Origin of the sequence: Saccharothrix sabaoui, from assembly GCF_051756985.1 — a bacterium.
GTDB lineage: Bacteria > Actinomycetota > Actinomycetes > Mycobacteriales > Pseudonocardiaceae > Actinosynnema.
In genome coordinates this window covers 46,821-71,788 of the sequence record NZ_JBPKJK010000031.1, presented here as the reverse complement: position 1 = coordinate 71,788, position 24,968 = coordinate 46,821, and the positions used below count along the sequence as shown (strand labels likewise).

Annotated in this window: 20 protein-coding genes; 10 read left to right on the top strand and 10 right to left on the bottom strand. The window is 73.0% G+C overall.

Annotated elements, in window-relative coordinates; translation table 11 throughout:
- Positions 1 to 267 precede the first annotated feature (267 nt).
- Together ACR807_RS12690 and ACR807_RS12685 are read right to left on the bottom strand one after the other, a co-directional pair.
- Positions 268 to 1,413 (bottom strand): glycosyltransferase, encoded by a 1,146-nt coding sequence (locus ACR807_RS12690; protein ID WP_438921465.1) that lies wholly within the window; start codon positions 1,411 to 1,413, stop codon positions 268 to 270.
- Positions 1,414 to 1,683: 270 nt separating this feature from the next.
- Positions 1,684 to 2,346, bottom strand: coding sequence for a hypothetical protein (locus ACR807_RS12685; protein ID WP_438921464.1), 663 nt, complete (start codon positions 2,344 to 2,346; stop codon positions 1,684 to 1,686).
- Positions 2,347 to 2,466: 120 nt separating this feature from the next.
- Here ACR807_RS12685 and ACR807_RS12680 point away from each other — a divergent pair, with 120 nt between their 5' ends.
- Positions 2,467 to 3,966, top strand: a complete 1,500-nt coding sequence (locus ACR807_RS12680; protein ID WP_438921463.1) for an AlkA N-terminal domain-containing protein — start codon at positions 2,467 to 2,469, stop codon at positions 3,964 to 3,966.
- A 13-nt stretch (positions 3,967 to 3,979) separates the two neighbouring features.
- Positions 3,980 to 4,519 (top strand): methylated-DNA--[protein]-cysteine S-methyltransferase, encoded by a 540-nt coding sequence (locus tag ACR807_RS12675; RefSeq protein WP_438921462.1) that lies wholly within the window; start codon positions 3,980 to 3,982, stop codon positions 4,517 to 4,519.
- 359 nt (positions 4,520 to 4,878) lie between these two features.
- Here ACR807_RS12675 and ACR807_RS12670 read toward each other — a convergent pair whose 3' ends face one another.
- The 3 genes from ACR807_RS12670 to ACR807_RS12660 form a co-directional block, all read right to left on the bottom strand.
- Complete coding sequence (locus ACR807_RS12670) at positions 4,879 to 6,357, bottom strand: UvrD-helicase domain-containing protein (RefSeq protein ID WP_438921461.1); 1,479 nt, start codon at positions 6,355 to 6,357, stop codon at positions 4,879 to 4,881.
- A gap of 69 nt (positions 6,358 to 6,426) precedes the next feature.
- Entirely contained in the window at positions 6,427 to 6,978 is a 552-nt protein-coding gene (locus tag ACR807_RS12665) for a hypothetical protein (RefSeq protein WP_438921460.1), read from the bottom strand.
- A 56-nt stretch (positions 6,979 to 7,034) separates the two neighbouring features.
- Complete coding sequence (locus ACR807_RS12660; protein ID WP_438921459.1) at positions 7,035 to 9,647, bottom strand: hypothetical protein; 2,613 nt, start codon at positions 9,645 to 9,647, stop codon at positions 7,035 to 7,037.
- Between the two features lie 59 nt (positions 9,648 to 9,706).
- On the opposite strand from ACR807_RS12660, the gene ACR807_RS12655 reads away from it, so the two are divergent.
- From ACR807_RS12655 to ACR807_RS12630, 6 genes are all read left to right on the top strand, one after another.
- Positions 9,707 to 10,366, top strand: coding sequence for an FHA domain-containing protein (locus ACR807_RS12655; RefSeq protein ID WP_438921458.1), 660 nt, complete (start codon positions 9,707 to 9,709; stop codon positions 10,364 to 10,366).
- A 169-nt stretch (positions 10,367 to 10,535) separates the two neighbouring features.
- Entirely contained in the window at positions 10,536 to 12,089 is a 1,554-nt protein-coding gene (locus ACR807_RS12650; protein ID WP_438921457.1) for an FHA domain-containing protein, read from the top strand.
- A gap of 26 nt (positions 12,090 to 12,115) precedes the next feature.
- Positions 12,116 to 14,380 carry a protein kinase domain-containing protein gene (locus ACR807_RS12645; RefSeq protein ID WP_438921456.1) on the top strand — a complete coding sequence of 755 codons (2,265 nt, stop codon included), beginning with the start codon at positions 12,116 to 12,118 and terminating at the stop codon, positions 14,378 to 14,380.
- A gap of 22 nt (positions 14,381 to 14,402) precedes the next feature.
- Complete coding sequence (locus ACR807_RS12640; protein WP_438921455.1) at positions 14,403 to 15,386, top strand: AAA family ATPase; 984 nt, start codon at positions 14,403 to 14,405, stop codon at positions 15,384 to 15,386.
- Complete coding sequence (locus ACR807_RS12635; RefSeq protein WP_438921454.1) at positions 15,383 to 16,552, top strand: DUF58 domain-containing protein; 1,170 nt, start codon at positions 15,383 to 15,385, stop codon at positions 16,550 to 16,552. The genes ACR807_RS12640 and ACR807_RS12635 overlap by 4 nt, the downstream gene beginning before the upstream one ends.
- Entirely contained in the window at positions 16,549 to 18,663 is a 2,115-nt protein-coding gene (locus tag ACR807_RS12630; protein WP_438921453.1) for a DUF4129 domain-containing transglutaminase family protein, read from the top strand. The genes ACR807_RS12635 and ACR807_RS12630 overlap by 4 nt, the downstream gene beginning before the upstream one ends.
- A gap of 115 nt (positions 18,664 to 18,778) precedes the next feature.
- Here ACR807_RS12630 and ACR807_RS12625 read toward each other — a convergent pair whose 3' ends face one another.
- From ACR807_RS12625 to ACR807_RS12610, 4 genes are read right to left on the bottom strand one after another with little or no spacing between them, the layout of a single operon-like run.
- Positions 18,779 to 19,585 carry an ABC transporter ATP-binding protein gene (locus ACR807_RS12625; RefSeq protein ID WP_438921452.1) on the bottom strand — a complete coding sequence of 269 codons (807 nt, stop codon included), beginning with the start codon at positions 19,583 to 19,585 and terminating at the stop codon, positions 18,779 to 18,781.
- Positions 19,582 to 20,655, bottom strand: a complete 1,074-nt coding sequence (locus ACR807_RS12620; RefSeq protein ID WP_438921451.1) for a FecCD family ABC transporter permease — start codon at positions 20,653 to 20,655, stop codon at positions 19,582 to 19,584. The genes ACR807_RS12625 and ACR807_RS12620 overlap by 4 nt, the downstream gene beginning before the upstream one ends.
- A complete protein-coding gene (locus ACR807_RS12615; RefSeq protein ID WP_438921450.1) occupies positions 20,652 to 21,695 on the bottom strand; it encodes a FecCD family ABC transporter permease in 1,044 nt (347 codons plus the stop codon). Before ACR807_RS12615 ends, ACR807_RS12620 begins: the two co-directional genes overlap by 4 nt.
- Positions 21,692 to 22,729 (bottom strand): iron-siderophore ABC transporter substrate-binding protein, encoded by a 1,038-nt coding sequence (locus ACR807_RS12610; protein WP_438921449.1) that lies wholly within the window; start codon positions 22,727 to 22,729, stop codon positions 21,692 to 21,694. Before ACR807_RS12610 ends, ACR807_RS12615 begins: the two co-directional genes overlap by 4 nt.
- Positions 22,730 to 23,087: 358 nt before the next feature.
- Here ACR807_RS12610 and ACR807_RS12605 point away from each other — a divergent pair, with 358 nt between their 5' ends.
- Positions 23,088 to 23,591 (top strand): alpha/beta fold hydrolase, encoded by a 504-nt coding sequence (locus ACR807_RS12605; protein WP_438921448.1) that lies wholly within the window; start codon positions 23,088 to 23,090, stop codon positions 23,589 to 23,591.
- A gap of 58 nt (positions 23,592 to 23,649) precedes the next feature.
- On the opposite strand, the gene ACR807_RS12600 is transcribed toward ACR807_RS12605, so the two are convergent.
- Positions 23,650 to 24,378 carry an alpha/beta fold hydrolase gene (locus tag ACR807_RS12600; RefSeq protein WP_438921447.1) on the bottom strand — a complete coding sequence of 243 codons (729 nt, stop codon included), beginning with the start codon at positions 24,376 to 24,378 and terminating at the stop codon, positions 23,650 to 23,652.
- Between the two features lie 149 nt (positions 24,379 to 24,527).
- Here ACR807_RS12600 and ACR807_RS12595 point away from each other — a divergent pair, with 149 nt between their 5' ends.
- The gene (locus ACR807_RS12595) at positions 24,528 to 24,905 is read left to right on the top strand and encodes a winged helix-turn-helix transcriptional regulator (RefSeq protein WP_438921446.1); all 378 of its coding nucleotides are present in this window, start codon (positions 24,528 to 24,530) and stop codon (positions 24,903 to 24,905) included.
- The last annotated feature ends 63 nt before the right edge of the window (positions 24,906 to 24,968 follow it).

Genomic DNA, 24,968 nt, shown 5'->3' with positions numbered 1-24,968 from the left:
GGCACCCCGCTAGCAGCCCGAGCAACAGCCGCAGCCGGGGCCGGTGCACCCGCTGCAACAGGTGCAGCCGCCGGCGTGCGGCTGTGACGAGGTCGTGGTCTCCGTGGTCATGTCGGCCTCCCGTGGCGAGACGGTCCGGGTCATCACCTCCACGGTGCGCCGCCGCGGTGGCGGGGGTGAAGCCCGGCCACCCGATCGTCGGCGCTCGTTCACCCCGGTGGTGCAACCCCCGACACCGGATCGGCGGCGTCCGCGCGGCGGGCGGGGTCAGGCGTACTCGGGGAGGGCGCGGGCCACGTCGTGCGGGGACGGCATGGCGGCCACCTCCTCGGCCATCGCCGCCACCGCGGCGCGCACGGCCTCGTCGGTCAGCAGGCGGCGAGCCTTGGCCGTGATCACCTCGGCGGTCAGGTCCGCGGCGAGCACCTGGTCGCCGAGACCGGCGGCGGTGACCGCGTCGGCGTTGCTGAACTGGTCGGCGCCCTGCGGCAGGACCAGGTGCGGCACGCCCGTGCCGAACGTGCCCAGCGTGGCCCCGGCGCCGCCGTGGTGCACCACGAGGTCCACGTGCGGCAGGAGGTCGGCCTGCGGCAGCCAGGGCCGCACGAGCACGTTGTCCGGCACGTCGCCCAGCGCGCCCACCTCGACGCTCCGGCCGGTGGACACGACCACCCGGGTGCCCAGCACGGCCAGCCCGGCGATGGCGGTGCGCAGCACGTCCGCGGTGCCGAACGCCGTGCCCAGCGTCAGGTAGACCAGCGGCTCCCGGTGCTCGCGCACCCACGACGGCAGCTCGCCGGGCTCGGAGAACGGCACCGGTCGCAGCGGGACGACCTCGGTCGGCGAGACGGGGAACGCGGGGTCCTGCACCGACGGCGGGCAGATGTCGAGGTAGGGGTTGCCGAGCGGCATGAGGTCGCCGTCGGGCAGGTCGACGCCGAGGTCCGCGGCGACCTCGGCCAGGTTCCCGCGCAGGGCCTCGGGGGGTCCCGTGGGCCGCCACATCCGGCCGAACGAGTGGCACACCGCGGGCACGCCCGCGGCCTTCGCGGCCAGCCCGGCGCCGGGGTTGGCGATCTCGTGCACGACCAGGTCGGGCTTGCGGTCGACGATGATCGGCGCCAGGTCCGCGGCGCAGCGGCGCGGCAGGATCGACCCGAACACCTCCGAGACCCGCTCGGGTCGGAAATCGGGCGACTTCCGGGCCGCGGGACCCGCGCCGGCCAGCTCGAACGCCGCGAGCATGTCCATGCCGCCGGTGACGTGCTCGATGCCGTGCGCGGTCACCGCGCGCGCGAACGGGGCCGTGGTCACGAACGTGACGTCGTGGCCCACCTCTCGCGCGGCGATGGCGAGCGGCAGGAGGGGGTAGGCGTGTCCGTAGGAGCCGAGGCTCGAGAAGAGGATTCGCACCGGGAAGAACGTACTGAGTCCGCCCCACCCTGAAAGTTAACTCTTCCCGTCCCTGCGGGTGGCGCCGCCGCGTCGCTTCGGGACGGGTCGCGGCGGCTACCGGCGGGAACCGCCCGCGGAACTCCTCCGGCGACGCCCGGTGCGCGGCCGGCACCACCACCGTGCCGCAGTCGTCCAGCACGCCGGGGTCGTGCCGGACCGTGATGGCGAAGTCCGCCCCGGTGCGCACGTCAGCACGTCGTACACCGGCCGGCGGTCCCCGGTCCCCGGTCACCGGCCGACCGCCGACGGGTGCAGGTCCGGCCGGTAGCCCGCGGCGAGGGCGGCCACCGTCGAGGGCGGCGTGAGCACCGGCAGGTCACCGCGCGGCACGGGTCTGCGCTCCCGGTAGCCCGCGTGCGACCAGCGGTGCAGCACGTCGTCGTGGAGGAGCCAGAACGCGTCGTCGAGCCGGGTGAACACCCCGTCGGGCAGCTCCCGCGCCGGGCGGGGCCGCAGCAGCCGGTTCCCGTCCACGAGCGCGCGCTCGTCGTGCAGCACGGCGTCGATGGCGTCGGCCCCGGGTACCGCCCCGCCCGGGGCCCGGTGCGGCCACAGCCGTTGGAACAGCCGGTACGCGCGGTTGCGGCACTCGGCGCACGGCCGGTGCCCGGCGGCCAGGGCGACCGCCTCGTCCAGGAAGAACAGCTCGGTGTACCGCCCCGGCCGCAGCACGGGGCGCCGCCTGCCCCGGAAGTCCACCTCGCAGACCAGCCAGCGCCGCACCTGGTGGCGCCTGCGCACGACGAGCCGTTCGTCGTGCAGCACGCCGCGGTTGCCGTACTTGGTGCCCCGGTGGGGCGTGGCGACCAGGTCGCCCGCCGGGGTCACGCGGTTGCGCAGCGGTCGGCTCGGCCACCCTGCCTGTGCGTTCCCGCCCCCGGAGGTCGTCATGACCCCAGTCCACCAGCGGTCGGTGGGTCCGGCCGGCAGGAACGCGCCACCACCCCCGCCCGTGGGCTTGGTGTCGTTTTCCTGCCGGCCGGACCGGTGGGCATCCGCCAGGATGGACCCGTGCACATCGACGTGGAGCGCTGCGTGCGCGCGGTCCAGTCCAAGGACGCCCGGTTCGACGGGTGGTTCTTCACGGCGGTGCTGACCACGCGGATCTACTGCCGGCCCAGCTGCCCGGTGGTGCCGCCGAAGGTCGAGAACATGGAGTTCCACCCGAGCGCGGCGTCCGCCCAGCAGGCCGGGTTCCGCGCGTGCAAGCGGTGCCGCCCGGACGCGAGCCCGGGGTCGCCGCAGTGGAACGAGCGCGCCGACGTGGTGGCCCGCGCCATGCGGTTGATCGCGGACGGGGTGGTGGACGCCGAGGGCGTGCCCGGCCTGGCCCGCCGGCTCGGCTACAGCGTGCGCCAGGTCGAGCGGCAGCTGCGCGCCGAGCTGGGCGCGGGACCGCTGGCCATCGCCCGCGCGCAGCGCGCGCAGACCGCCCGGCTGCTCATCGAGACCACCACCCTGCCGATGACCGACGTCGCGCCCGCGGCCGGGTTCTCCAGCACCCGCTCGTTCAACGACACCGTGCGCGAGGTGTTCGCGCTCACCCCGACCGAGCTGCGGCAGTCCGCCGTGCGCCGCAAGCGCGCGGTCCCGGCCGAGGTCGGCTCGGGCGACCCGCCCGCGACCACGCTGACCGTGCGGCTGCCGTTCCGCTCGACGCTCTGCCCGGACAACCTGTTCGGGCACCTGGTGGCGACCGGCGTGCCGGGCGTGGAGGAGTGGCACGAGGGCGCGTACCGGCGCACGCTGCGGCTGCCCAACGGCCCCGGCACCGTGTCGATCACCCCCACCCCCGCGCACGTCGCGTGCCGGTTCGCGCTGTCGGACCTGCGCGACCTGTCCACCGCGATCAGCCGGTGCCGCCGCCTGCTCGACCTCGACGCCGACCCGGTGGCCGTCGACGAGCTGCTGTCCGAGGACCCGGTGCTCGCGCCGCTGGTGGCCAAGAACCCCGGTCGGCGCGTGCCCCGCACGGTCGACGCCGAGGAGTTCGCCGTCCGGGCGGTGCTGGGCCAGCAGGTGTCCACCGCCTCGGCGCGGACGCTCGCGCACCGGCTGGTCGTCGCGCACGGCGAACCGGTGCGCGACCCGGGCGGCAACCTCACCCACCTGTTCCCCACCGCCGAGCAGCTGGCGACCCTCGACCCGGAGTCGCTGGCGATGCCCCGCTCGCGCCGCCGCACGCTGGTCTCGCTCGTCGCCGCCCTGGCCGGCGGCGAGCTGGACCTGGGCGCGGGCAGCGACTGGCAGCAGGCGCGGGCGAAGCTCGCCGCGCTGCCCGGGTTCGGCCCCTGGACCGTGGAGATGATCGCCATGCGCGGCCTGGGCGACCCGGACGCGTTCCTGCCCACCGACCTCGGCGTCAAGGTCGCCGCCCGCCAGGCCGGGCTGCCCGACTCCCCGGCGGCGCTCACCGCCCGCGCCGCGGCGTGGCGACCGTGGCGCGCCTACGCCGTCCAGCACCTGTGGGCGATGCTCGACCACCCCGTGAACAAGATGCCGACGGCATGAGGAGAGTACGACGATGGCACCACCCGCTCCCGGGCACCGCGTGCACACGACCGTGGACAGCCCGGTCGGCGAGCTGACCCTGGTGGCGACGGACGGGGCCCTGTCCGGCCTGTACATGGTCGAACAGCGGCACCGCCCGCCGCAGGAGTCGTTCGGCGAGGTCGACGCCTCGCCGTTCGACGACGTGGTCCGGCAGCTCGACGAGTACTTCGCGGGCAGGCGCACGGACTTCGACCTCCCGCTGAACCTGGCCGGCACCGAGTTCCAGCGCACCGTGTGGACGGCGCTGCGCACGATCCCGTACGGCGAGACCGTCTCCTACGGCGAGCTGGCCGCGCTCCTGGGGCGGCCGAGCGCGTCGCGGGCGGTGGGGCTCGCCAACGGCAAGAACCCCGTCGGCGTCATCGTGCCGTGCCACCGCGTGGTCGGCTCGACCGGCGGTCTGACCGGCTACGGCGGCGGCCTGGACCGCAAGCGCTTCCTGCTGGACTTCGAGCGCGGCGCGGCCGACGACGGCCTGTTCGGCCGCGGTGAGCTGGTGGGCCGGGCCTGACCGACTATCACTGACCGACTGACCACAGTGATCGACGCGTGGTCGTCGACACCGGCATGATGACCGACACCGCCAACGGCTGCACACGTCGCAGTCGGCGGTGTCGGTGGCGGTGGCGATCGGCGAGCTGGAGCGGCTGCTCGGCGTCCAGATCCTGCTGCGGCACAAGGCGCGTGGCCTGACGCACCCCCGTCGACCCGCTGGTGGTCGACCACCTGCTCGCCGCGTGCCGGCCACCGCCTTCACCGACTTCTGCCGACCGGTTCCCGTGCCGCCGGAGCGTTGCCACCGGTGGAGGTCGATTCCAACGGGTCGGGCGGACTCGTACAGATATCAGGTGCCCGGAGGGCGACGTCGCACTACGGCTCGCCGGGCTTGCCGTCGGGGTGCTGGTTGATCCAGGACAGCCCGCCGAGGTCGAGCCGGTGCTGCGCCCGGGTGACCGCGACGTAGGCCAGCCTCGCTTCGGCGAGGCTGATCTCACCGGGGAGCGGCTGCCCATCGGGGCCGACGTTCTCCCGGTCCTCCGGTTCGACGAAGTCCCGGGCGATGCGGACCGCGGACCACTCCCGCCCCTTGGCCTTGTGCACGGTGGACACCGTGACGTCGGCGCCCTCCTCGTCCGACAACCGGTCGACGGTGCTCAGCACGACGTCGACACCGTGCTCGTCGATCACGTCGACGAGCGGTTGCAGGTCGCGCCCGTCCGGGTCGTGGGCCGCGTACTCCTGGACCTCTCCCCACGTGGAGAACAGCAGCAGTTCGGGATGCCCGGCGCGTTTGCCCTCCTTCAGGTGCTTGGCGGCCGTGGCGAGGTCCGAGAGGGCCTTGCCGCCACCGGTCAGGGCGACCCGCTTGCCGGAACCGAGCAGAGAGAGGACCTCGGCCATCGCCCCGCCGTTGGTGCGGCACAGGATCGCGTCCGGTTCCGCCACGGGACCCAGGCTGCTCTCCACCGCGGGAGAGCCGGTCAGCCGGAGCGGGGCGTTCGCGAGCGCTAGCCACCGGTTCGCCTCCGCCGCGATGGCCGCGCCGAAGCGGAACGAGTGGGACAGCGTGAGCTGCGTGCCCTTGAACGCGGTCATCACGTCACGGGCGCCGCGCCAGCCGTAGATCGCCTGCGCGGAGTCGCCCACCATCACCAACTGGGCGCGCTCGCGCTGGTCGTTGAACACCTGTTCCACCACGGGGTTCGTGTCCTGGGCCTCGTCCAGCAGGAGGAAGTTCCCGCGGATCTCCGGATCGGTCAGCGCCCACATCTTCAGGTAGTGGTCGGGCTTGAACTTCACCTTCCCCGCTTCGGGGTTCTGCAAGTCCGCCCACATCCGGCGGGCGTGCGGCAGCACGAGGTCTGCCAGCTGGTCGTACAGGTGCTGCTCACCGATCCCGCGCACCCACGGCACGTGCCTGTGCCCGATCTGCCGGTCGGCGGAGTAGCAGTAGCGGGTGACCGTTTCCACCGCGATGGAGCACAGCGCGGCGGGTGTGACTTCCCGTGGCCCGATCCGCACCGCGGTCCTGATGCCGAACAGGGCGGCGAGCTTCACGCTGGACATGCGGGGCATGTCCAAGCGCTTGGCGTAGTGCTTGCCGACGGCGGCGTACGCGAGGCTGTGCGCCGTGTTCGCCTTGACGTGCTGGGGGAACCTGCGTTGCGCCTCGTCCGCGATCGAGCGGTTGAAGGCGAGGTAGCGGCCCCACCGGCGGGTGCTCGACGCCATCGCGGCCAGCGTGGTGGTCTTCCCGCTGCCGGCACCTGCCTGCAACACCACGTGGTCACCGGCGGCGAACGCCGCGACGGCCGCCTCCTGCTCGGGTGTGGGTCGTCTCGCGGACATGGTGATCCTTCACTGGTCGATCTCGGTGGGGGAAAGGGAGATGTGGCGCTCACGAGCGAGCGCGGTTCATCACTGGAAGGGAGGAGCCCCTGGTGCGGTGGAACCGCCGCGTGCGCGGACCAGGGTCGCGATGTTGTAGGCGGTCAGTGCGGTGAGGAGGACCAGCGCCAGCCAGAACCCGCTCCGCGTTTCCACCAGATCGCCCGCCGCGGCCGAGCCGATCTCCTCGGATTCGCTGATCTCCCGTACCAGCAGACCTTGCACCGACACCTGCGCGGAGATCAGGAACAGCGAAGCGGTCGCCCCGACCACGATGCCCACGGTGGCGAGCGCCTTCGACGTCGACAGCAGGACGAGACCGGCGAAGAGCACCACCAGCGCGATGATCACGAGTGGCTGGGCGGGCAGGTTGTTCGACTTCTCCGCCAGCGAGTCGTCGGTCTTGCCGGACACCTCGATCGACGGCTCACCGCCGAAGGCCAAGTCCCACCCCGAGTACTCGACTTCGATGTCACCCACCGAGGATTCGCAGGACACCGCTGTGAACGGCAGGGCCAGGCACAGCAGGCTGAGTGCGAGGAGCGGCAGGTTGACACGTCGTTTCGGTGGTCTGTTCGGCATGCTTCAAGTGTGGGAGAGGGGACCGCTCCCCGGTATGGGAAGCGGTCCCCAATGGACTACGAGGTCCAGACGCAGCCCAGGACTTCTTCATAGGTCCAGCCCGCACCGCCTGAGGTGCCTACGGTGTAGAGGAGTTCGCCGTTCCGCTTGTACAGGTAGCGGGAGATCGGGTGTTGGCCCTGCGTGGTGCACTGGCCTCCCGGAGCATTGATTACCAGGCCCACTACGCGCAGGTGCTCCCAACCGGTCTTGGGCTGAGCGTTTCGGCTGAAGTAGTGGTTCGGCGACGCGCCCCCGCAGTTGCTCGCTCCACGACTGCACATGTGGTCGTGCAGTTGACCGGCGGCACCGCCATCGGGGATCGCCCCATTGGGATAGGCCCAACCCAGATCGCTGTGGAAACTGTAACCATTTTCCGCCTCACCCTCGAAGCGAACGATGTGCACCCCATTGCTGTTCGCCAGGACCTGGAGCTTTTTGGCTTCGTACGGTGAGTAGTGGACGGCGATCGAGCCGCCCTTCTGCAGGGTGCCGGCCGGTGGGTCCTGGGTTATGGCGGTTTGGTGTTGGCGAGCGAAAGCGTCCGCCTGCTCGATGCACGCGAAACCCGCCGCAACCACCGCAGCGCACGCCTGTGCGAGGGGCAGGCCCAGCACGTCCGGCGCAGGGGTGGGTGGGGCGGGTTGGCTCGCGACCGTCAGGACCACCGCGCCGCCCGCGCGAACCGGTTGGCCCGCCGCCGGTGACGAGGACTGCACCGTGCCCGGCGCCGGCCCTTCGGGGCCCTGCGTGACCTGGCACGTCACCTGACCCGCCGTGTCCGCGATGATCGCGTTGCAGGCCGCCGCGCCGTCCTGGGCGACGGTCACCAGGTCGGGCATCGCCACGGAGTCCCAGTACCGCACGCCGACCCTCGTTCCCCGGGCCGCGAACTCGCCGTCGCGCGGTGACTGCTCGGCCACGACGTCCAGTTCGGCCCACTTCGCACCGGGGGAGGGCATGGGCTGCTCGTCGCAGACATCGCCCCCGTCCGGGGCGAACACGGCGTTGACCGTCGTGCAGGCGTCCGCCGCACGACGACCGACGACCCTCGGCACCCGCGTGCTGTCCCCGTAGACGTAGACGGTGACGGGAGATCCTTGCGTGACGCGTTCACCGCCTCCCGGAGCGGTGTCGCGCACCGTGCCCGTCTCGCCGCCGACGCCGACGTCCACGACCTGGCAGAGGAGTCCGCTCTCCCGGACCAGTTCGCACGCCTCGCCCTGCGGAGTGCCCGGTGGGATGACGGGTACGGGGACCAGGGCGGCCGGCGGTGTCGCCGGCGCGCCGGTCGGGGTGGCCTGTGACGTCGGGCGCGCCGGCGGTGGGGCGTTCGTGGGCGACGAAGGAGGCGCGCTCGGGGTGGACGAGGTGGTGGGCTTCACCCCGGACGAAGGCGCGGGGATTCCGCCGATGCCCTCGGTGTCGGTTTCCACGCCCGGTCCCGGACCCTTGTCGATGGTCACGGGTCGGCCGTCCGGGGCGATCGCGAGCGTGCCCCGGTCGTTCGGGTCGTTGGCCACGACCCGGCGCTCCTGCACGTCGACGGTGAACCGCGGCGACTTGCCCGGCACGGCCAGGGGTGCCGGGGCCGGCGAGTCGCCACCACGCAGGTCGCGGGGGAGCAACTCGTGATTCGCGTAGTCCGGCACGTAGACCACGTCGTCAAGCACCACCGGCGCACCCAGGTCGTGCCGACTCCCGGTGGGCAAGTCGTCGAACTCGCGTCGTTGCCCCGTGCGCGGGTCGACGCTGACGAGCTTGCCCTTGCGGTCCAGCACCACGAGGTACCTGCCGGCGCCCTTGGCCGAGGGCACGAGGACGTGCTGCCCGGCGGGCACGGGTTCCCGGTTGATGGCCTTCGTCGGCTTGGCGGCCACGTCCAGGGCCTCGCCCGCTTCCGTGATGCCGATGGGACGCCCCTCGGCCAGGGTCAGGTGCAGGATGGGCGTGGGCGCTGTGACGGGCTGTTCGGCCCGGTCGCCGACGACGTGCACGACCTCGTGCTTGTCGGTCAGCACCCACAGGCCGCCCCCGCTGTCGCCGACCGCGGTTCCCGTGGCGCCGGGTACCCGCACCGGGGATTTCGTGGTGTTGCCGTCCCCGATCTGCTCGACGACATCTAGGTCGGGGTACAGCACGAAGGTCGCCATGGGCGAGGGCACCACCACGGGCACTTCACCGCGCTGCGGCGGGGCGGCGAAGCTGGGGTTCAGCCCACCCTGGTCGCCGAAGTCCGAGCCGAGCAGCATGACCTGCTTGGTGGTGCGGTTGACCGACGCGACCCGGCCGTCGGCGAGGGTGACCAGCTCCAGTTCCTGCTCCCCGGTGGCCAGCGCCCTCGCCTCGGCCTCCACGCGTTCGGTCTCGGTGTTCAGCAGCACCGGCGCGTCGCCGCGTTGGACCACCGCCTGAGCGTTGCTCAATTCTTCTTTCGTCATGCTGTAGCCGGCGCCGACGGACGCGACGAACAGCCCGACGAGCAGAACGCATGCTACTGAGAGTATGCGTGATTTGCTTCTCCGGCCCGATCGGGACTCGTTCAATTCACGTCTCCAGTACGACGATCGGCGTAGTGTTCGCATCGGATTTGGCATGGTTGTCCGTGGAGGGTACAAAAGCCACTGCACCGGGGGTACGGGAAGTGCTTCCCAACGCGAGGGGTGGCGTGTCGGTGAGTGGATCATTGGTGGCGCGTGTCGGGGCGACCGTGTGCGAAGTCCGCCCGGACAGGGAGTTCGTGTTCGGCAGGTCCAAGGCGTGCACGGTGTGCCTCGACCCGGCCGACGCGGTGATCTCCCGCCAGGCAGGCGCTGTGACCTGGGAAAACGGCAGTTGGTTCGTGCTGAACCGCAGTACGAGCCACAACCTGGTGATCGTGGACGACTCCAGGCTGCGCACCGTTCTCGCGCCGGGGAAGCGCCACTTCCTGCAAGGACCGACGCGTGTGCTCGTGCAGGGAGCGGGTCCGAAACCGCACGTGATCGAGATCGACGCCCCCGCGCCGGAGCCCGCATTCGTGCGGGAATCCTCGAACGAGTCGGCCACCATCACCGGTGATGGAGTAATGCTCACCTTCGAGGAGAAGCAGGCGTTGGTGGCGCTCTTCGCCGGTTATCTGCAAAAAGGCGAAGCGTACGATCCCTATCCGCGCACCTACGAGGCCGCCGCGAAGCGGTTGGGGTGGCCGCGCACCACGTTGTTGCGGAAGATCGAATACCTGCGCACCCGGTTGACGAAGGCCGGGGTACCGGGGATGACGGGGAACAACGCCCTGCTGAAACTGGCCGAGCACGTGCTCACCCAGCACCTGATCGGTGAAGCCGATCTCCACCTGATCGGCAAGTGATGTCCATGGGAAGCGCTCCCGATCCCGCTGCAGCGCGGCAGTGCCTAGCGTCCGACCCGACAACGTGCGCGGATCCGGGAGCGGTGGCCAGGTGGAAGTCGAGTTGTTGTGCGTCGGACGTGACGGGGGTTGGCGAGCCGTGGTGGTGACCGCGGGGGAGGCGCACCGCGTGGCGGACCTCGCTGCGGCGCTCGGCTCCCGCGAAGCACTCCACCTCGGACCGGTGCCGCTGCCGATGTGGTTGCCGCTGGTGGAGGCGGGCATCGCCCACGGCGTCCTCCTCGGCATCGACCGGCCCACCCCGGTCGTCGGGACCTCGGCCGTGGGTGGCGGTATCCGGGAGATCGCCGTCGTGGGCGGCCTCCACGGCGGACCGAGCACCACCCTCTACCCGTCGGGCACGCTGACCATCGGTCGCTCCCCGGACGCCGACCTGGTGCTGGCCGACGCGGAGGTGAGCAGGCGGCACGCGCGGGTCGTGATCGCGGCCGACGGCCACCACACCCGTTTGGAGGACGCCGGGTCGCGCAACGGCGTCCGTTGGCGGGGGTGGCTGCTCGAAGGGGCCGCGACCATGGTCGCGGGTGACGTGGCGGGCGTCGGGGAGACCGTGATCGGCCTGCGCGACGCGGTGTCGGAGGACGCCGTCGTGGAGGACGTGCCGGGCTCGGGCGTGCGCGTGTTCCTCCGGCCAACCAGAGCGGCGGGGGCGACGGCTGGCGACCAGGACGCGGCGGGGGCGACCCCGGTCGGAGCGGAACGCGCCCGGTCGCTTCGCGACCGCGATCCCGACCCGACCCGCGTCGTCGCCCTCGCGTGCGCGCCGTCCGCCCGGCTGTGGGAACGTCGGCCCGCTGACGACGACTTCCTCCGACTGCGCCTCGGGTTGTGCGACAGACCGGCCGGCCGGCAGGCAGGCGTCCATTCACCGCCGTGCACGGAGCCGGTGCCCGAGTCCGTGCGCCTGGGGGAGGTCGGCGCCCTCGGCGTGAGCGCCCCGCGCGGCGCGCTGCTGGCGGTGGCACGCGCTCTGGTCGCGCAGGCCGCGGTGCTCCAGGCACCCGAGGACCTGGTGATCGCGGTGATCACCGGCCAGGACGGCGGTGCGGCCTGGGAGTGGGCCGGTTGGCTGCCGCACACCCGCCCGCCTTCCGCCGACTTCGACTGCGCACGGCTGGTCGCCACCGACGCGGAACAGGCGCGGTCCAGGCTCGCCGAACTGCGCGGGGTCGTGCACCAGCGGGTCGCGCGGCGGCACGGTTCCCTCAGAGCCGGGGGGCAGAGCGTGCTCGTGGTGGTCGACGGCGTCCGGAGGTTGCGAGGGCTCCCCGGCCTCACCGAGGTCCTGACCGACGGTCCACCGGTCGGTGTGCACTCCCTGTGCCTCGCCGAGCCGGGGGAGGCGCTGCCGGTCGAGTGCCCGGCGACCGTGGTCGCGACCGACCCGGCAGGCAGGCGGGGCAGGCTGCGGCGCCCCGGCACCCACCCCGTCGACGACCTCCTGCTCGACGGCCTCACCCCCGAGCACGCCACTCGACTCGCCCTCGCGCTCGCCCCGGTGCTCCTCCCCGGTGACCGGCCCGCGGTGGAGGACCCCGCTGAACGGCTGGCGGTGCGCCGACGCCTGTTCACCGAACTCGGCCGCCCGTCCCGCAGGCGCGCGGCAGACCCCGACCGCACCGACTCGATCGTCACCGCGGTCCGGCCGGGAAGCACGACCTGATCATCACCAGCAGTGGAGGTTCGAGCGTGGCAACCGTCGGAGAACTACCGGGCTACCGGGTGGTGACCGAGCCGGTGGAGATCGGCCCGTGCGCGGTCGCACACGCCCGGCGCGAGTCCGACGACACCGAGGTCACCGTCCACGTGGTCGTCGAACCGCTCGACCGGAGCGCGGTGCGCAGGTTTCGGACGGAGGCCGCCGTGCTGTCGTCGGTGCTCGGGGAGCTCAACAGCCCGCTGATCGTGCCGCTGGTCGACCACGGCCAGGACCGGGACGCGCGACCGTTCTTCGTCACCGACTCCACCGGGACCCCGCTCACCGACGAGGCCGCCCGGCGGGGACCGCTCCCCGCCGACGAGGTACGCCAGATCGTGCTCGGCACCGCTCCCGGACTGGTCGCACTGCACCGCAAGGAGGTCCTCCACCTCGGCTTGAGCCCGGCTGCCCTGCTCCGGCAGCCCAGCGGTCGAGTCCTGCTGGGCACCCCGCTGCTCCCGGTCCTGGCCGAGATCGACTCCTCCGGGAGCGAGGGCAGCGGGCACGAGCCGCCGGAGGTGCTCAACGGCGGTGACTGGACGCCCCGGGCCGAGTTGTACGCGTTCGCCTCGACGGTGTGGACGCTGCTCGCCGGCCGGCCACCGGTGACCGGTACGCGCTACGAGCGCCTCCTCCACCTGCTCAACGAGACGTCGCCGCGGCCGAGCACGGCCGGTCTTCCGCCGCGACTGGCCGACCTCCTGCTCCGGGCGCTCGCCCGTGACCCCGGTGACCGGCCGCAGTCCCTGGCGTCCTTCGCCGACGCGCTCCAGGAGGAACTGTCCCGCGTCGGGGACCCGGACCGGACCGCACCCGCCGCGCAACCGGGAGCCCTGACCAGGTCCGAGCAGGCGATGGGCACCGACTACGCGCTGCTGTCCGTGCTGGGCTCGGGCAGCGCCGGCCACGTGTGGCGCGCCCGCCGCATCAGCGACGGGCGCGAGGTCGCGGTCAAGGTGCTGAACCCGGAGTCCGCTACCGACGCGACCAGCCGCACCCGCCTGGTGCGCGAGCACGCGACGCTGTGCGGGTTGACCCACCCGCACCTGGTGAAGGTGCTCGACATCGTGATCGACCGCGGTCGGGCGGCGATCGTCATGGACTTCGTGCCGGGGCAGGACCTGCGGGAACTGCTCGACGCGGGGAAGATCGACCGCGCTGAGGGCGTGCGGCTGCTGGCGGAGGTGGCCTCGGGGCTCGCCCACCTGCACGCCCAGCGGATCGTGCACCGCGACGTGAAGCCGGCCAACATCCTGGTGCGCGCGACCGGTGACCGCCGCACCGCCCTGCTCACCGACTTCGGGCTCGTCAAGGTGCTCGGCGACGCGGACCTCACGCGGGTGGGCCAGGTGCTCGGGACGCCGGCCTACCTCGCCCCGGAACTCGTGCACTCGGCCGAACCCACGCTCGAGGCCGACGTGTACGCGCTGGGCGTGACGGTCTACGAGGTGTTGGCCGGCCGACGCCTGTTCACCGGTACCAGCGACGAGGTGCTGCACCGCCACCGGCACGAGCGGCCCACCCGTCCGTCCGGGCTGTCGGACGACGCGTGGCGGTTCCTGGCCGCCTGCCTCGCCAAGGCGCCTCGGGAACGCCCGACGGCGGCGGAGGCGTCCGAGGTCCTGCACGACCTCGTGCGCGACCTCGCGCTCACCCCACCGGAGCCGTTCGCGTCGAGCGGCGGAGGAACACCGGGTGGTGATGTCCTGGCGCCGGCACCCCTGATCGGCACCCCGCACTTCGGGCCGCTCGTCGAAGCGAGTTCGGTGGCGACGATGACGAGCGCCCGTCCTCCCTCACCGGAACCACCTGTCGAGCCCCCCGCGCCGCGGTTCGAACGCCGCACACTGCTCGTCGCCCTCGCGGCGGTGGTCCTGGCGGGTTCCGTGACCGGCGGACTCCTCGCGTGGTCGTCGATACCCGACGACCCGGTAGGGGAAGCGCCCCCGACGACCTCGACCCCCACCGGGCCTCCCTCCGGCCAAGCGGGGTCCCTGGTCTACCGACTCCCGGTCACGCTCGGTCCCGCCCCCGACGGCGGGACGACGATCACGTGGTCCACCGACGCCGCCGAACTGCCCGGCCTGGACCGCTTCGTGGTCATGCAGGGCGGTGTGCTGCGCGCGGAGGTACCCAGCAGCACCACCACCTACCTGGACCCCGCACCGCTGTCCACCGGGTGCTACTTCGTCGTGGCGCTCGGCGTGACCGAACCGGCGCCCGATCCCGCACCGAAGTCCGCCTGCCCCAACTGACACCCACGACGAGGAACACAAGTTGACGACTCACACCCCCCTGCGCTCCGACGACGCGGCCACCAGGTTCCGCTCCGTGCACGACGCGGTCCTCACCGAGGTCGAGCGGGTGATCAAGGGCAAGGCGGCGGCGGTGCGCCTGGCGCTGGCGTGCGTCTTCGGCGGTGGTCACCTGCTGATCGAGGACGTGCCCGGCACCGGCAAGACGTCCCTGGCCAAGGCGCTCGCCACGGCCACCTCCGGCAGCTGGCAGCGCATCCAGTTCACCCCGGACCTGCTGCCCGGCGACATCACCGGCGTGTCGGTTTGGGACCAACGCGAACAGGAGTTCAAGTACCGGCCGGGACCGGTGTTCGCCAACGTGGTGCTCGCCGACGAGATCAACCGCGCCAGCCCCAAGACGCAGTCCGCGCTGCTGGAGGTGATGGAGGAGGGGCAGGTGACGGTGGACGGCGTCGGGCACCCCGTGCCCAGCCCGTTCCTGGTCGTGGCGACGCAGAACCCCATCGACCTGGAGGGCACCTACCAGCTGCCGGAGGCGCAGTTGGACCGCTTCCTGATGCGCATCTCGCTCGGTCACCCCGACCTCGACGTGGAGACGGCACTGCTGATCGGCCGTGCCGGGTCACCGCCCCCGGCGGCGCGACCGGTCACCTCGCTCGACGAGGTTGCCCGGATGCGCGCGGCGGCGGCCTCTGTCCACACCGCGCCCGAAATCGCCCGCTACATCGCGCTGATCGCCCTCGCTACCCGCGAGCACCAAGCCCTCCGCCTCGGCCTGAGCTCGCGCGGCAGCATCGGGTTGCTGCGGGCCGCCCAGGCGTACGCGCTCGGCGTCGGGCGCTCGTTCGTCGTGCCGGACGACGTGCGGGCGGTGGCGCTCCCCGTGGTGGCGCACCGGTTGGCGCTGACCGCGCAGGCGCAGGTCCGCGGTGCCACGGCGGCGAGCGTGCTGCACGACGTGCTCGCCGCCGTGCCCGCGCCCAACCCGGTGGTGCCCGCGTGAGGCGTCGTTCCCCGTTCACCGCCGTGGGGTGGTGGGTGCTGCTCGGCTCGTGCGTCCTGCTGGTCGTGGGCGTGTCGCTCGGCTTCACGACGCTCGTGTCGTTGGCGGCGGCGGGAGGTGCGCTGCTGGTGCTCTCGGGCGCCACGGTGGTCGTGCGCCCCGCCGCGCGCCTGGAGCGGGAAGTCCTGTCGCGGCGCGTGTCGGTCGACCAGCCCGCGCTGGGCCGGCTGGTCGTCCGCAACCCGGGACGGATGACCGTGCCGGACCTGCTCGTCGTGGACCGGGTGGGCGGTCACCCCGTGGAGATCGCGGTCGGTCCGGTGCGCCCGGGCGGTCGCAGGGCCGTGCCCTATTCGCTGCCCACCGGTCGACGCGGTCGCCTGGTGGTCGGACCGCTGCTGGTGGGGCGGCGCGACCCGCTGGGCCTGTTCCACCGCACGCAGCCGCAGGGCGGTACGGACGTGCTGTGGGTCCACCCGCGCGTGCACCCCGCCAGGCAGGTGCCGGTCGGGACCGTGCCGGACTACGAGGGACGTGCCGAAGCCTCCAAGGCGGGGGCGACCGCGTTCGCGTCCCTGCGCGACTACGCACCCGGTGACGACCCCCGCCGCATCCACTGGCGGTCGACCGCGAGGACCGGTCGGCTGGTCGTGCGCGACTCCGTGGACACGATGGAACCCACTGCGACGGTGGTCCTCGACACCCGTGCGGGGGTGTTCGACGCGGCTGCGTTCGAGCACGCGGTCGAGGTCGCGGCCTCGGTGGTGCAAGCCGCCGCCGACACGGGACGGACGATCGGCCTGCGCGTGGTGAGCGAGGACCTCGACGGTTCGACGTCCTCCGAGGCGATGTCGATGCTCGACCGACTGGCCGTGGCCGACCTGAGCCCGGACGACGATCCGCTCAGGTTGCTGGTGGAGGTCGACCGGGCGCAGTCGGGAGGAGCGCTGGTGGTGGTCACCGGCGTCGAGGACGAGTTGGCGACCATCGCGCTCGCCGAGCGCCGCAGGCGGTTCGCGCCGATCGTGGTGTTGCGGGTCGTGCCGCAGCACCGCGGTGAGGTGCTTCCCCACGGGCGGCGCGGGATGTCGGTGCTCGGGGGGCGCACGGCGGGGGAAGTCGTCACCGCGTGGAACCACCTGGTGCTGAACGGGGTGGGCCGATGACGACCGCCGCGCTGGTCGGTCGGGTGGTGTCGGCCGCGGCCCTGAGCGCACTGGCCGCGTGGTCGTTCCGCCCGGTGTTCGACGCGGGGGCCGGACTCGCCGTTCTGTCGGCGGTGACGATCCCCGTCGTCGTCGCGGCGGTGTGGGAGCTGGTGTCGTCGCAGGTGCTGCGACGTCCCGGCGGAAGCCTCGCCTCGGTGCTCGGCGTGCTCTGGGTCCTCGTCGCGGTGGCCGCTGTCACCCGTCCCGGTGGCGACGTGCTGTCCGGACCCTTCCGCCTGCTCACCGGCGTGCTGCCGATGGAGGCCGCAGCGCCGCAACTCGCCGCGGTCGCCCTGGTCGCGGGTCTCGCGTCGGTGGTGGCCGTGAACCTGGCGACGCGCCCGACCGGCGCCCTGCTGCCGGTGGTCCCGGCCCTGGTGTGCCTGGGGGCCGGACTGTCGCTGAGCGCCGGAGCCGGTGCCCCGCCCGCTTGGTACGTGCCGGTGTTCGTCGGCTTGAGCACCCTGCCGGCACTGGTGGGTCCTGCTGTCGTCACGCGTGCCCGCCCGGTCAAGGGCGCGGTCGTGGTGCTGGCGGCCGTGGCCGCGGGCTTGGCGTTCGTCCAGTGGGGGCCGCAGCCGTCCCGGCCCCCGGCGAGTGCGCAGGACCTGGTGTCGGCACCCGTGCGGGCCAGGGAGGGGACCAACCCCATGGCGCAGTTCCTCGCGTTGCGCGAAGGCCGCCTGCTGCTGGAGGTCACCGGCACGGCGTCCGGTCCCGTCGACCGCATCGGCATGGTCACGCTGACGGACTTCGACGGCAGGGCCTGGTCACCGGACGCCGACTACCGGCGTGCCGCGCACCAGCTGCCCGCGCCGACCGGGGCAACCGCTTCGCGCCGGGAGGTGACCCTGGACCTGCGCGTCGCCACACCGGACAGCATCGGCTGGCTTCCCCGGCCCGGCTGGCCCACCAGCGTCAGCGTGTCCGGCCTGGGTTTCGACGAGGGCACCGGCGACCTCGCCGTGCCGGCCGGTGAGCGGACACCGAGCCAATACCGGATCACCGCGGGCGAACCCGTCGTGCCACCGGAGGTCCTGCGCGCCGACCGGCCCGCGAGAGGCCCCGGACGGTCAGGGCCTGCGCTCTCGCCCGAGGTGCTGGCGTTCCTCGACAAGATCACCACCAGTCATACCACCGACCTGGACCGGCTCCTCGGGCTCGCGGAAACCTTGAAGAACTTCCCGTTCCAGCACGACGGTTCCGACGAGGCACCGGGGGGCAACGGGCTCCACCAGGTGTACGCGTTGTTGCGCGGTCACCAGGGGACGAGTGAGCAGTACGCGTCCGCTTTCGCCGTGCTGTGCCGCGAACTCGGCTGGGACGCGCGCGTCGTGCTCGGCTTCACACCGCAGTGGGACGGTGACCGGCTGCGGATCAGCGGACGGGACGTCCACGCCTGGGCGGAGGTCAGGTTTGAACGGGCGGGGTGGCTGCCGGTCGACCCGACTCCGCGGCAGGACGTGGACGGGAAGCAACCTCCCGCGGAGCCGGACGAGTCGCCTGGCGAAGTGGATTCCGGGTTGCCCCCGCCCCACCAGCCGCAACCGGCGCCGGACCCGGACACGTCATCGGCCGACGACCCGGGGGTAGTACCGGACGACTCGTCGCAGGCGGGACCGCTGCTGGTGCTGCTCGGTGCGACGGTGGTGCTCCTCCTCCTGCTGTCGCTCCCCGTGGCCAACGCCGTCAGGATGCGTCGGGCGTCGAGGCGGGGCAGTGCCCGCAGCAGGGTCGTGGCGGCGTGGCGGGAGTCGGTGGCCGTGTTGAGGGCCGGCGGCGCGGACGTCCACGAACACCAGACCACGGGCCAGGTCGTAGGCGCGGTAGCCGACCACCACCGACCCGCCCTGTGGTCGCTGGCCGAACTGGTCGACCGCGCCGCGTTCGGTCCGGACCAGGTCAGCGACGAGATGGCCGCCGCCGCCGCGTTGCTCAGCGTCCGCGTCCGCGACCAGGTCGGGCTGAACGCCGGCCGTCGTCTGCTGCGTCGGTTCGACCCGCGTCCGCTGTTGCCGCGACGCCCTTCGGCCGAGTACGCGGACATCACCGGTCGGCGAGCCCCGTGACGCGCACCGGCCGAGCCGGCGATCGAACCCGGTGCGCCGCGGGAACGGTGTCCGCGGCATCTCGCCGGAGCGCTCGTCCCGACTCCTGCCCGCCGGACCCGTTGGCCCAGCCGGCTCAGTCGGTGAGGGTGTGGTGCTTGCCCATCGGCAGCATGAGCGGCTTGCCGGAGACCGGGTCGACGATGATGCGGCAGTCCAGCCCGAAGGTGGCGCGCACGCCGTCCACCGTGAGGACCTCCTCGGCGGTGCCCGCCGCGTGCAGGCCGCCGTCGGCGAGGGCGATCAGGTGGTCCGCGTAGCGCGCCGCCAGGTTGAGGTCGTGCAGCACCATGACGATGGTCGTGCCGCGCTGCCGGTTGAGGTCGGTCAGCAGGTCGAGGACCTCGATCTGGTGGCTCACGTCCAGGAACGTGGTGGGCTCGTCCAGCAGCAGCAGGTCGGTCTGCTGGGCGAGCACCATCGCGATCCAGACGCGCTGGCGCTGACCGCCGGACAGCTCGTCGACGGCGCGGTCGGCCAGGGCCGCCGTCGAGGTCGCGTCCAGGGCCGCCGCCACGGCCGCGTCGTCCTCCTTGCTCCAGCGCGACAGGATGCCCTGGTGCGGGTGCCGGCCGCGGCCGACCAGCTCGGCGACCGTGATGCCCTCGGGGGCCAGCGGCGACTGGGGGAGCAGGCCCATGGTGCGGGCGAGTTCCTTGGCGGGCGTGCGGTGGACGAGCTTGCCGTCGAGCAGCACCCGGCCCGACTTCGGCGCGAGCAGCCGGGACATCGAGCGCAGCAGCGTCGACTTGCCGCACGCGTTCGCGCCGACGATCACCGTGATCTCGCCGGGCGGCACCACGAGGTCCAGCGACGTGATGACCGCGCGGTCGCCGTAGCCGATGGTCAGCTCCTCCACCGCGAGGGTGTGGGTGGCGGTCACAGCGAGCCTCCGGCGCGGTTGGTGCGGATGATGAGGTAGATCAGGTACGGCGCCCCGAGCACGCCGGTGACGACGCCGACGGGGTACCGCGCGCCCAGCAGGAACTGGCCGCTGAAGTCGCCCACGAGCACCAGCAGCGCGCCGACCAGGGCCGCCGGGAGCATCAGCGACCCGCTCGGCCCGACCAGCCTGGCGGCGATCGGCCCGGACAGGAACGCGACGAAGGCGATCGGCCCGGTGGCCGCCGTGGCGAACGAGACCAGCCCGACCGCGCAGACGATCACGACGACCCGGGTGACGTCCAGGCGCACGCCGAGCGCGGAGGCGGCGTCGTCGCCGAGCTGCATGGCGGCGAGCCGGCGGGTCTGGGCGAGCAGCAGCGGGCCGAGGACGAGCACGGCGCACAGGACCGGCACGACGTCGGACCACGCGGCGCCGTTGAGGCTGCCGGTGAGCCAGCGCAGCGCCTGCTGGAGGTCCCACTGGCCGGCGCCGCTGAGCACCCAGTTGATCGCGCTGTCGAGCACCGCGGCGATGCCGATGCCGATCAGGATCAGCCGGGTGCCCGCGACCCCGTCCCGGTAGGACAGCAGGTAGATGAGCAGCGCGACGCCGAGCCCCGCGACGATGGCGGCCACCTCGACGGCGGCCCCGGACAGCGAGAGCGTGACGATCGCGAACGCGGCGGCGGCGCTGGCGCCCGCGCTGACGCCGATGACGTCCGGGCTGGCCAGCGGGTTGCGCAGCATGGTCTGGAAGGTCACGCCGCCGAGGCCGAAGGCGAGCCCGACGAGCGCGGCCAGCACCGTGCGCGGCAGCCGCAGGCGGCCGACCGTGAACGAGGCGCCCGGCACCTGCTCCCCGAGGACGACGGCGAGCACGTCGCCGGGCGGGTAGAACCGCTGGCCGACCATGAGCGACACCGCCATGGCCACCAGGACGAGCGTGGCGAGCACCGCGACCACGACGCGGCGGCGACGGGCCTGGCGGGTCCTCGTCCGGACCACGAGGTCGACGGTCGAGGGGACGGCGGCCGGGGGAGTGGCGGTGGGGGTGGGTGTGGCGTTCACAGCGCGCGGACCTTCTGCCGGCGGACGATCCAGATGAAGAACGGCGCCCCGACGAGCGCGGTGATGATGCCGACGTCGATCTCCTCCGGGCGGGTCACGACGCGGCCGACGACGTCGGCGAAGGTGAGCAGCACCGCGCCGCCCAGGGCGGAGAAGGGCAGCAGCCAGCGGTGGTCGACGCCGATCAGCAGCCTGCACAGGTGCGGCACGACCAGGCCGACGAACCCGATGGGGCCCGCCGCCGCGGTCGCCGCGCCGCACAGCACGACCGCGCCGAACGAGGCGCCGAGGCGGATGAGCGCGACCCGTTCGCCGAGGCCGGCGGCCAGGTCGTCGCCGAGCGCCAGGGAGTTGAGGCCGCGCGCGGAGAGCGCGCACACGACCGCGCCGACGACGAGGAACGGCAGCACCTGCGTGATCCGGTCGAACGAGGCGCCGCCGACGCCGCCGACCTGCCAGGACCGGAAGGTGGCCGCGATGTCGGCGCGCGCCAGCACGACCGCGCTGATCAGCGAGACCAGGGCGGCCGAGGTGACCGCGCCGGCGAGGGCGAGCTTGAGCGGGGTGGGCCCGCCGCGACCGAGGGAGCCGACGGCGTAGACGAACACCGCGGCCGCACCCGCGCCGAGGATGGCGACCCAGACGTGGGAGGTGGCGTCGGACAGCCCGAACGAGACCATGCCGGTCACGACGGCCAGCGAGGCACCCGTGTTCACGCCGAGGATGCCGGGGTCGGCCAGCGGGTTGCGGGTGACGCCCTGCATGACCGCCCCGGCCAGGCCGAGCGCCGCGCCGACGAGCGCGGCGAGCAGGGTGCGGGGGACGCGCTGCGCGACGGCGGCCCGGGGGAGGGTGTCGTCCAGGCCGCGCACGCCCGCGAGGACGTCGGACGCGGAGACGTCGCGCGCGCCGAGGACCACCGAGGCGACCGCGGCCGCGAGGAGGGCGGCGACGACCAGCAGCAGCCAGGAGACCCGAACGCGCCCCGGGTGCCGCGCGGTGGCGGCACCCGGGGTCGTCCGGTCGGTCGTCGTGGTCACTTGACCTTGTCGGCGGCGGCGGCGAGCCGGCTCGCGTACTCGTCGAGCACCCACGACACCGACATGGGCGTCGGGTTGGCCGCGGTGCCCGCCGGGCCGGAGCCGGACAGCATCACGACCGAGCCGTTGGCCACCGCGCGCATCTTGGACAGCAGCGGGTTGGCGGCCAGGGCGCGGCCCACCTCCTCGTCGCCGTACCCGACGACGATGTCCACGTCGTCGAACGCGTCGATCTGCTCGGTGCTCTGCCGCAGCGAGAACTTGTCGGTGGCCGCGGACGCCTGGGCGATGCTGCCGGGCACGGTCAGGCCGAGGTCCTCGAAGAACATCGCGCGGGTGTCGTGCGTGGTGTAGAAGCCGATCTGGCTCAGGTCGGTGGTGTCGAAGTGCGTCATGAACATCGTCGACTTGCCCTTGAGCTGCGGGTACTTCGCCTTGACGTCGTCGATCTGCTTCTCGATGTCGGAGATGAGCTCGTCGCCGTCGGCGGACCGGCCGATGGCCTTGCTGCTCAGCTTGATGCTGTCGCGCCACGGGGTGGCCCACGCCGTCTTCGGGTAGGCGACCACGGGGGCGATCGCGCTCAGCGTGGTGTAGTCCTCCTGCGTGAGGCCGGAGTACGGGGCGAGGATGACGTCGGGCTTGGTGTCGGCCACCGCCTCGAAGTCGATGCCGTCGGTCTCGTCGAACAGCACCGGCGTGGGGGCGTTGAGCTCCTTGAGCTTCTCGGACACCCACGGCAGCAGGCCGTCGGTGTCGTCGTCGCCGAAGTTGGCCTTGGCCATCCCGACCGGCACGATGCCCAGCGCGAGCGGCACCTCGTGGTTGGCCCAGGCGACGGTGGCGATCCGCTCGGGCTTCTCGGGGATGGTGGTCGACCCGAGCGCGTGCTCGACCGTGACCGGGAACGAGTCCCCGGCGGCGGACGGGGCGGGGGCGTCACCGCCGTCGTTCCCGCCGGTGGACGAGCAGGCTCCGAGGAGCAGCACGGCGACGGACGCGACGGCCCCGACCCGCAGGCGGCGTGAGCGCACGGGACAAACCCCTTTCATCGAGGCAAGGCACCGGTGCCGGTGCCGCACACGGAGCGCCTCATCGGCGACGGGACCCGGTTCGGCATCCCGAAGTGTGTTTAGCCTGGCCTAACCTAACTGTCGGGTGATCGGCCCGGAAGGTCCGCCCACTGTGATCTGGGACCCTGTCGTCGCCGGCGTCCCCTGACGCGGACCCCGGCGACGACAGCACGGACACCCGCGGCCACCGGTACGAGCGCGACCCCTTCGCCAGGGGCGTGGAACCGGAGTGGCCCGCGCCGTGACGGCGGGCAGGGCCGCGTCCCTTGCCGCGGCGACCCTTGTTGCGGCGGCCCTGGCAGCGGCGGTCCTCGCTACGGTGGCGCATGTCCTCGTTGCGCGCCAACGGCGTCGACCTCCATATGAAGACCTTCGGCCGCGACAGCGACCCGCTCGTGCTGCTGGCCGGCGGCACCACGATCCGAGGCCCGAGTGGGGCGACCGGGAGGCGGTCGCCGCGCACGCCGCCGCCCGGGCCGCGCTGCTCGGCGACGACCCGGAGCAGGCGCGCGCGACCGCCGCGCGGATCTGGGACCGCACACCGTCGAGCGCCCCTCCGGTGCACGCGGCGAACCAGCTCGGCATGGTGTTCGCCCGGCTCGACTGCACGCCCCGGTGGCGCGAGCGGCTCGGCGACCTGACCGTGCCGACGCTCGTCGTGCACGGCCGCGCGGACCTGTTCTTCCCGGTCGGCAACGGCGAGGTGCTCGCCGCCCTGATCCCCGACGCGCGGCTGCTCGTCCTCGACGGCATGGCCACGGCCCTCCCCGCCGCCGCGGCCGACGAGGTCGCCGCGGCGATGCTCGCCCTGCCGGACCGCTGACCCCGGACCGCCGGCCCCGGAGTACCGGCCCGGGAGCGCCGGCCCGGGAGCGCCGGGATCAGTCGGCGAGTTCGAGCAGCAGTGCGCTGAGCCGGTCCGGCACGGTGATCATGCAGTCGTGGCCGGTCCGCAGCTCCCGCACCCGCGCCGGGGAACCGTTGGGCTGCACGGCCGGGACGGGCCGCCGGGTGATGCCCTCGGGCACCGCGCCGACGCAGTGGACGTGCGTGCGCGGGATCGCCGCCGCGGCCGGGTTGTCCAACCGGACCGGTTGCCGGAGGCAGAGCACGGGCTGGTCCGAGAGCGTCCCGCGCAGCCAGGCCACGTCCGCCGGGTCGGTGACCCCGAACAGGCCGTGCGGCGGCGGCAGCTCGGGCAGCGGCGGGATGCGCCAGTCGTCGCCGGACCGGGCGGCCAGGTCGATGAGGCCCTGCGTCATGGGCTGGACGTCGACCGCGGTCTCACCGTGCTCGGGGACCATCGCGTCGAGGTAGACCAGGTGCGCGATCCGGTCCGGGACCTCGTTGGCGGCGGAGGAGACGACCAGCCCCGCGTAGCTGTGCCCCACCAGGACGACGTCGGAGAGGTCCTCGTCGAGGACCAGCGCGACGACGTCGGCGACGTGCGTGTCGAGCCCCACCTCGGGGCCGAGCAGGTGTGCCTTGTCGCCGAAGCCGGTCAGCGACGGCGCGAGCACCCGGTGCCCGGCCGACTCCAGCAGCGGCGCCACGCGCTCCCAGCACCGACCGTCGTGCCAGGCGCCGTGCACCAACAGGAATGTCGACATGGTGGTGGTGATCCTCCGGTTCGGGGGTGCGGGAAGGCTGGTTACCATTGGTGACCCGGTACCGTTCGGGAACCACGATCATGGTGGCCGTCCGACGTGTTTTCCGGCAATAAGGCACATTCCGGTGCCCCGGTTCCCTGGAGGTAACCGTGACCACGACAGGTGACGAACCGCGGTCGGGCGACGAGTGCCGGACCCGCGTCGTGCTCGACATCGTCGGCGACAAGTGGTCGCTCCTGGTCGTGCGCACCCTCAGGCACGGGCCGCGCCGCTTCACCGAGCTGAAGCGGGACGTCGACGGGATCAGTCAGCGCATGCTCACCGTCACGCTGCGGAGCCTGGAACGCGACGGCATCCTGACGCGCACCGTCCACAACGTCATGCCGCCCCACGTCAGCTACGAACTGACCCCGATGGGCCGCACCCTCCGCGAGGCCACCGCCCCCCTCCTGGAGTGGAGCGTCGCGCACCTGGCCCACATCGACGCCGCCCGCGCCGCCTACGACGCCCGCCCGGACCCGAGCTGACCCCGTCCCGCCGATGTGCGCTGCCTCGTCGCCTTGTCGGTGGTCGCCGCTAGCGTGGGTCGC